9 protein-coding genes are annotated in these 7,140 nt (G+C 60.5%); 6 read left to right on the forward strand and 3 right to left on the reverse strand.

The features are described from left to right. The coding region (locus tag WBB95_RS29190) for a DUF4142 domain-containing protein (protein ID WP_424490741.1) at positions 1-486 on the reverse strand (486 nt) is incomplete at its 3' end. Between the two features lie 201 nt (positions 487-687). On the opposite strand from WBB95_RS29190, the gene WBB95_RS29195 reads away from it, so the two are divergent. Genes WBB95_RS29195 through WBB95_RS29205 form a run of 3 tightly spaced genes read left to right on the forward strand, consistent with a single transcriptional unit; the run spans position 688 to position 2,071 of the window. Then, positions 688-912: a hypothetical protein gene (locus tag WBB95_RS29195; RefSeq protein ID WP_424490742.1), complete on the forward strand. Its 225-nt coding sequence runs from the start codon at positions 688-690 to the stop codon at positions 910-912. A gap of 2 nt (positions 913-914) precedes the next feature. Beyond that, on the forward strand, positions 915-1,346 hold the full coding sequence (locus WBB95_RS29200) for a DNA methylase (RefSeq protein WP_424490743.1): 432 nt from the start codon (positions 915-917) through the stop codon (positions 1,344-1,346). Then, positions 1,343-2,071, forward strand: coding sequence for a DUF72 domain-containing protein (locus WBB95_RS29205; RefSeq protein ID WP_424490744.1), 729 nt, complete (start codon positions 1,343-1,345; stop codon positions 2,069-2,071). Before WBB95_RS29200 ends, WBB95_RS29205 begins: the two co-directional genes overlap by 4 nt. Here the strand turns inward: WBB95_RS29205 and WBB95_RS29210 are convergent. Continuing rightward, the gene (locus WBB95_RS29210; protein WP_424490745.1) at positions 2,036-2,821 is read right to left on the reverse strand and encodes a DeoR/GlpR family DNA-binding transcription regulator; all 786 of its coding nucleotides are present in this window, start codon (positions 2,819-2,821) and stop codon (positions 2,036-2,038) included. The genes WBB95_RS29205 and WBB95_RS29210 overlap by 36 nt on opposite strands. 121 nt (positions 2,822-2,942) lie before the next feature. Here WBB95_RS29210 and WBB95_RS29215 point away from each other — a divergent pair, with 121 nt between their 5' ends. Then, positions 2,943-4,103, forward strand: coding sequence for an alpha-hydroxy acid oxidase (locus WBB95_RS29215; protein ID WP_424490746.1), 1,161 nt, complete (start codon positions 2,943-2,945; stop codon positions 4,101-4,103). A 191-nt stretch (positions 4,104-4,294) separates the two neighbouring features. Here WBB95_RS29215 and WBB95_RS29220 read toward each other — a convergent pair whose 3' ends face one another. Continuing rightward, positions 4,295-5,221 (reverse strand): alpha/beta hydrolase, encoded by a 927-nt coding sequence (locus WBB95_RS29220; RefSeq protein ID WP_424490747.1) that lies wholly within the window; start codon positions 5,219-5,221, stop codon positions 4,295-4,297. Between the two features lie 195 nt (positions 5,222-5,416). Here WBB95_RS29220 and WBB95_RS29225 point away from each other — a divergent pair, with 195 nt between their 5' ends. Then, a complete protein-coding gene (locus tag WBB95_RS29225) occupies positions 5,417-6,004 on the forward strand; it encodes an NUDIX domain-containing protein (protein WP_424490748.1) in 588 nt (195 codons plus the stop codon). Positions 6,005-6,010: 6 nt separating this feature from the next. Beyond that, positions 6,011-7,140 (forward strand): alpha/beta hydrolase (locus WBB95_RS29230; protein WP_424490749.1); only part of this gene is annotated, 1,130 nt, incomplete at its 3' end.

Consider the following 7,140-nt stretch of genomic DNA (forward strand, 5'->3'; position numbering starts at 1 on the left):
CAGCTCCTTGGCCATTTTCAAGTGGGCTTCAAGGGTTGGCAGGGTTTTGGTTGCAAACGCTTTCAGCTCGGCGTTGTCCGAGGAGGCGGCTTCTTTCTGGAACAGTTCGACGGTTTTTTCATGGGCCGCCACCTGATTGTTGGCGTAGGCCTTGTCGAACGATTCGTCGCGCAGTTCCAGGATGGCTTTCTTGGCCTTGTCGGTCAGTGCGGCATCATCGGGAACTTCGATATCGAGTTTTTTCGCCAGCGCGGTCAGTTCCTGGTTGGCTTTGGTGTGGTCGGTGACCATGTGTTGGGCGAAGGCCTTCACGTCGGCCGCGCTGCTTTTTTCCAGGGCCAGCTTGCCGGCTTCGACTTCGGTGATACCACCTTGGGCGGCGTCATCGACGAAGCTGTTGGACGTGGCGGCCATGGCCGTGGAAATCGAGCCCGCGACCAGCACGAAGGTCAGGCCCATTTGTTTGATCAGCGAAGAAGTAGTCATGGTGGAACTCCTTGAAATCGACAGTGGCGTGATGCCGTACCTGACTGTTGAGCGGGTGCCTCGGCAAAAGGTTTAAATTAATTCGTGGTTATTTCTCCGGCGGCACGGCGCGGCAATTTCCTTGAACTATGCAAATCCGGCGGGCTCTTCTGCATAAGCCCGCGCTATTTTCGCGCGGTTTCAATTGTTTGGAGATAAGCCGTGACTGACCACAAGACTGCCGACAAGACCCCGGAACCCATCAGCTCGGAAGACGCCCAGAAAGGCACGCAAAAGGCTGCCAAGGGGCAGACCCTGGAGCGCCCGAACCCGGACACGGAAAGTGTCGACAAGGTGCTGACGCCCACCTCGATCAAAGACACCGAGCGCCAGACCGATGCCATCAATGAGCAGGCTGCCAAGGCCGAGCGCAAGCTGGGCCACTGAGTATGGCCAGGTCGATCAGCGCGTCCGAGTTGGGCATTGATCTCAAGCCCGACGATGACGGCAGCCTGTTCAAGTGGTTTATCGCAAGCTTCTTGATGGGCAAGCGCATTCAGGCGGCGATTGCCGCGCAGGCGTACAAGGTGATCGTTGAAGAGCAAGGCCGCGACACCGCGCGCAAGTTGCAGCATTGCACGTCGCGTGAACTGGTCAGCATGCTTGGGCGCGCGCATTACGTGCGGTATGACGAAACCACGGCGCAACGCCTGCTCGACCTCAGTGCCAAATTGAATGCCGAGTACGGTGGCAAGATCAGCCATATCCGGCAGGTCAGTAAAGACCGCCACGCCTTCGAAAAACGCCTGGGTGAATTCGACGGTGTCGGCCCCAAGACCATCGAGATCTTCATGCGCGATGCCGCCCAGGTGCTGTTTTGACGACAGGGTTTTATGTGGGGTGCGCGGGCTGGAGTTTGCCGCGCGTACACTGGCCGGCCTTTGCAGGCGAGGGCACGTATTTGCAGCGCTACGCGTCGCGTTTCAACGCGGTGGAGATCAACAGTTCGTTCTATCGGCCGCACCTGCCCAAGACCTATGCACGTTGGGGCCAGTCGGTGCCGCCGGCGTTTGGGTTTTCGGTCAAGGTGCCCAAGCAGATCACCCACGCACTGCGCTTGCAGCAGTGCGAGACGGCGCTGGATGAATTTCTTGAGCAGTGCCTGCCGCTGGGTGAAAAGCTTGGTTGCCTGCTGGTTCAACTGCCGCCGTCGCTGAGCTATGAGCCGGCGGTTGCCCTGCGGTTTTTTACTGCATTACGCCAGCGTTTTTCCGGCAATGTCGTGCTTGAGCCGCGTCACGCGTCATGGCTGGATGCTGAGGCATTGTTACAGGATTGGCAGATAGGGCGCGTGATCGCCGACCCGGCCGTGATTGAGGCCGGCGCAGGTTGGCAGGGCGTGCAGTACTGGCGCCTGCACGGCTCGCCGCGCATCTACCACAGTGCTTATGGGCCGGAATGCCTGCAGGCATTCGCGCTGCAACTGAGCCATTCGGTTGCAGCAGGCATTCCCACTTGGTGCATCTTCGACAACACCGCCAGCGGCCATGCGGTGGCCGACGCTTTGTACTTACTCGACTTCTACGCGAAGCACTTCCAGCCCTAGCTGTTCATAGGCCTCGGCACCCTGCACATGGCATTCGGTGATCAACGTGTGGATACGGTCGCACGGGCCCACCACAAAGGGTTCCACGGCGCCGAGCTTGTCCGCCATGGTCACGGCGACCACGTGCGACGCGCTGTCGAGCAGGGCTTGCTTGACCGCCACTTCGTCGAAGTGCAACGAGGTGATGCCGACGTGCGGATGCAAGGCACACACGCCGGTAAACAGCAGGTCCGCCTTGACGCTCTGGATCAGGCGCACGGCTTCATGGCCACCGGTGGACAGGGTGGCCGGGTTAAGTTGACCACCGGCCAAAATCACTTTCACATCGGGATGGTCGGCCAGTGCAATGGCAATCATCGGCGACGCGGTGACGACGGTCAGGCGGATCGAGCGCGGCAGCGATTGGGCGATTTGCAGCGTGGTAGAGCCGGAATCGAACAGCACGATCTGGCCGTCTTCCACGCGGTCGGCGGCCAATTGCGCGAGGCGGCGCTTGGTGTCGTTGGTTTCGCCAACCCGGGTGAAAAAATCCTTGCCGGTGTCTTTGGGTCGCGGCAGGGCGCCGCCGTGCACGCGCTGCAATAAACCCGCCCCTGCGAGTTCACTGAGGTCGCGGCGAATGGTGTCTTGGGACACTGCGAAGTGCTCGACCAGTTCGGAAGCGGTCACTTTGCCGTCGCGCTCCAGCAGCAACAGGATCTTCTGTTTGCGCAATGAGGGCAGGTCGATGGTCTGATGGGTGCTGTGCATGGTTGTGCGTCTTTTTGCGGGTTTGTGCGAGATTAATCGTCTGCACCTGTAAACGCAATGGCTGGTTGCGCCGCCGATGGGCGGTTACTCTCTGTGCTCAGTTCAGGGAGAGGTGACCCCGATGTCGTTGATCACAACCATCGAAGACTTACGCAAGCTCGCGCAAAAACGTGTCCCACGGATGTTCTACGATTACGCCGATTCCGGCTCCTGGACTGAAAGCACTTACCGGGCGAACGAGAGCGATTTTGCGCGGATCAAGTTCCGCCAGCGCGTGGCGCGCAATATCGATGAGCGTTCGATCCGCGCCACCATGATTGGCCAGGACATGGCCATGCCCGTGGCACTGGCACCTACCGGTTTGGCGGGCATGCAGCATGCCGACGGCGAGATCCTGACCGCACGCGCCGCCGCTGCATTCGGCCTGCGCTATACCTTGTCGACCATGAGCATCTGCTCCCTGGAAGACATCGCCGAGCACGTCGGCCAACCGTTTTGGTTCCAGCTGTATGTGATGCGCGACCGCAGCTTTATCGAGCAATTGATCGAACGCGCCAAAGCCGCTGGCGTGGATGCCCTGGTACTGACGCTGGACCTGCAGATCCTCGGGCAACGCCACAAGGACCTGATCAATGGCCTCTCCGCGCCGCCCAAGCTGACCCTGCCGAACCTCCTCAACATGGCCACCAAGCCACGCTGGGTGATGGGCATGCTCGGCACCCGGCGGCGTGGTTTCGGCAACATCGTCGGGCATGTCAAAGGGGTGGCGGACATGAGTTCGTTGTCGTCGTGGACAGCCCAGCAATTTGACCCGCGTTTGAGTTGGGATGACGTGGAGTGGATCAAGAAATGCTGGGGTGGCAAGTTGATCATCAAGGGCATCCTTGATGTGGAGGACGCGCGCCTGGCGGCCAATTCCGGCGCCGATGCACTGGTGGTGAGCAACCACGGTGGTCGTCAACTGGACGGTGCGCCGTCGAGCATCAGCCAATTGCCGGCGATTGTGGCGGCGGTGGGTGACCAGATCGAAGTGTGGCTCGATGGTGGCATTCGCTCCGGCCAAGACGTGCTCAAAGCAATGGCACTGGGGGCAAAAGGCACGATGATCGGCCGCCCGCATTTGTATGGCCTGGGTGCCATGGGAGAGGCGGGCGTGACCAAGGCCCTGGACATCATCGCCCGTGAGTTGGACGTGTCGATGGCGCTGTGTGGCTATAACGATATACGCGATGTGAATCGCGAGATTCTGCTGCCCGGCACCTTTCCCGAAGGCGTTTGGTGAACAAAAAAATCGTAAAAAAGTAAAAAGAGTTGTCCACGAAAACCGTGGGTATCTCTGTGGATAACTTTGCGAGACCCCGGCGGGTATGGCGATTTAACCCAAGGTTAATATTTGATCAACTGTCGGCGCGGGCCAGTATGGGCAGGGTTTGCGCTTGACAGCCCCGCGCGAACCCAGTGCCGAAAACCACTTTATGAGTCGCCGCTGTGGCCTGTGGAGTGGGTGACAACCTGCGCGGGCATCTTCGCGCGCATCAGGTTATCCAGCGCCTGCGCATAATTGCGACCCGCCAGGCTCATGCTGTTGTTATGGGTGGCGCCGGGCACCAATAAAAGCCGCTTGGGCTCCTGGGCGGCTTCAAACAATTGCTGGCTGAAACGCGGCGGAATGTACGGGTCGGCCAGGCCGTGGACCACCAGCAGCGGCATGTGCACGTCGGCGATCTTGTCGATGGAATCAAATTTTTGCGACAGCAACCAGCGCACCGGTAATGAGGTGTTGGCCACGGCGGCGGCCGCGTCCCCGAGGGAGGTGAATGTGGACTCGATCACCAGCCCGCGCACAGGAACAGGCGTTTGTTTGCTCAACTCGGCGGCCAGGTCGATGGCCACCGCACCGCCCAGGGAGTGCCCGTAGATCAGGCGTTTTCCGGGGTCGGGTTGCAGCACCTGAAAGCGTTCCCAGGCAACGCGCGCGTCTTCATACACCGTGGTTTCCGAGGGCAGGTCACCGTGGCTCTGGCCAAAGCCGCGATAGTCGATGGCGAGCACCGAATAGCCCAACGCATGCAATTGCTCGATGCGAAACAGCTGCCCGGTGAGGTTCCAGCGCACGCCATGCAGGTAGAGGATCGACGGCGCGTCTTTCTTGTCTGCCGGGTACCACCAGCCATGAATGTTCTGCCCGGATTTGAAACTGGCGGGCTTGAGCTCGAACTCCTGCACCGCTTTCGGCAAGCCGCTGTACCAGCTCGCCGTGCCCGGTTCGATACGAAACACCAGCTCGCGCTCCTTGTGTTGCAACACGGCGCAGCCCACCGGCAAGCCGACGATCAGGATGGCCATGCACAACAGGGGAAACCAGCGCAGGCCCAGGCGAGACAGAAAACGAGATGACATGAAGGTTCCAGGACAAAGGCGAAGCACGGGTTTTACCAGATGGCCTGCGAGGGCAGGAATTAATTCGACAGCCGTCGAGGTGGATTGCTTGCAAGGTGTTACGGCGCGCAAGCCCAGTAACGGCGGCAAGCGATGCCCTTGACGCTGACATTGCCGCCACGACATGCTCTTGCTCCTTTGAGCAAAGGCCTGACCATGGACAACAGCCCCGTTCGCATCACCGCCGAAGAAACCCTTTCGGACAACTGGTACGTGTTGAAAAAATACAGTTTTGACCTGCGCCGCCAGGATGGCAGCTGGCAGGCTCAAACCCGCGAGGTGTACGACCGCGGCAACGGCGCGACTATCCTGTTGTACAACCGCGCCCAGCGCACGGTGTTGCTGATTCGTCAGTTTCGCATGCCGACCTTCGTCAACGACTACCACGGCTACCTGATCGAGGCCGCCGCCGGGCTGCTGGACAACGCCAGCCCGGAAGAGCGCATCCGCCTGGAGGCTGAAGAGGAAACCGGCTACCGCGTCGGCCATGTAGAAAAAATCTACGCGGCGTTCATGAGCCCGGGCTCGGTGACCGAGCGCATCCACTTCTTTATCGGCGAGTACCAGCCGGCGGACCAGGTGGGTGCCGGCGGCGGCCTGGCAGAAGAGGGCGAGGACATCGAGGTGCTGGAACTGGGGTTCGAGCAGGCACTGGCGATGGTGCAAAGCGGCGAGATCGCGGATGGCAAGACCATCATGCTGTTGCAGCATCTGGAGCTGCGCATGTTGAAAGAAGGGTGGTAAGTGTTGATGCGCTGGGCTGCGTTGCTGTGTGTGTTGATTACGGGCAGTAGCCACGCTGCCGATGCGTTCTATAGCTGGAGCGACCCGGTGCCCGCCAGTCCCGGTCGGTTGTTGCGCAGTGAGGCGCTGACCCCGGAGCAAAGCCTGGCCGACGCCGCGCAAAACCTGCGCATCCTCTACACCTCCACTGACGGGCTCGACAACCACACGCCCATCACGGTGTCTGGCGCGTTGTTCCTGCCCAAGGGCACGCCACCGGCGGGCGGTTGGCCGCTGATGGCGTGGGCCCACGGCACGGTTGGCAGCGCTGACCGTTGCGCGCCGTCATTGAACGTGCGCAGCCCACGGGATACGCGCTACCTCAATTATTGGCTCGCCCAGGGCTACGCGATTGTTGCCACCGATTATCAGGGCTTGGGTACGCCGGGCTTGCACCCTTATGGGCTTACGCGGCCTTTGGCGTATGGCGTGCTGGACAGCATCCGCGCCGTCGGCGGCGCTGACTTCAAGCTGTCGAAACAAGTGGTAGTGTTCGGGCAATCTCAAGGCGGCCGCGCGGCGTTTGCCACGGCGGTGTCGGCCAAGGGCTATGCGCCGGATGTGACTATCGTCGGCGTGGTCGCAACGGGCACGCCCTATGCTGTCGCTCACCCTCAAGGCAAAAGCCCTGAACTGGAAAACGCCCGCCGCTCGGTGGTGCCGACATTTGCCTATAACCTGTTGCGCTTGAGCACTGCGACCTTGCTTGATCCCTCATTTGTGCCTGGCGATTACCTGGCCGAACAGGCGTTGCCGGCGTTCAGGGCCAGTCAGGAAGACTGTTTGCATGCTATTGAACAGTGGGTGGTGGCTGATGGGTTGACGTTTGACAACAGCTTCAAGCGTTCGCCCGTGCAAGGGCTGGAGCGGGTGAATCGGGAGTCGGCTTATCCCACGTTGAAGACTGATATTCCGGTGTTTCTGGGGACTGGTGGCAAGGACCTTGATGTGTTTGTGCCGGGGCAGAAGGCGTTGGTGAGGGCGGCGTGCAAGGCGGGGGACCGAATTGAATGGCATTTTTACCCGGAACTGGATCATTCGGGGACGGTTAATGGGTCGCTTGGGGATTCGACCGGGTTTGTGCGTCGGGCGTTTGG

This window comes from Pseudomonas sp., from assembly GCF_049645325.1.
Classification (GTDB): Bacteria; Pseudomonadota; Gammaproteobacteria; order Pseudomonadales; family Pseudomonadaceae; genus Aquipseudomonas.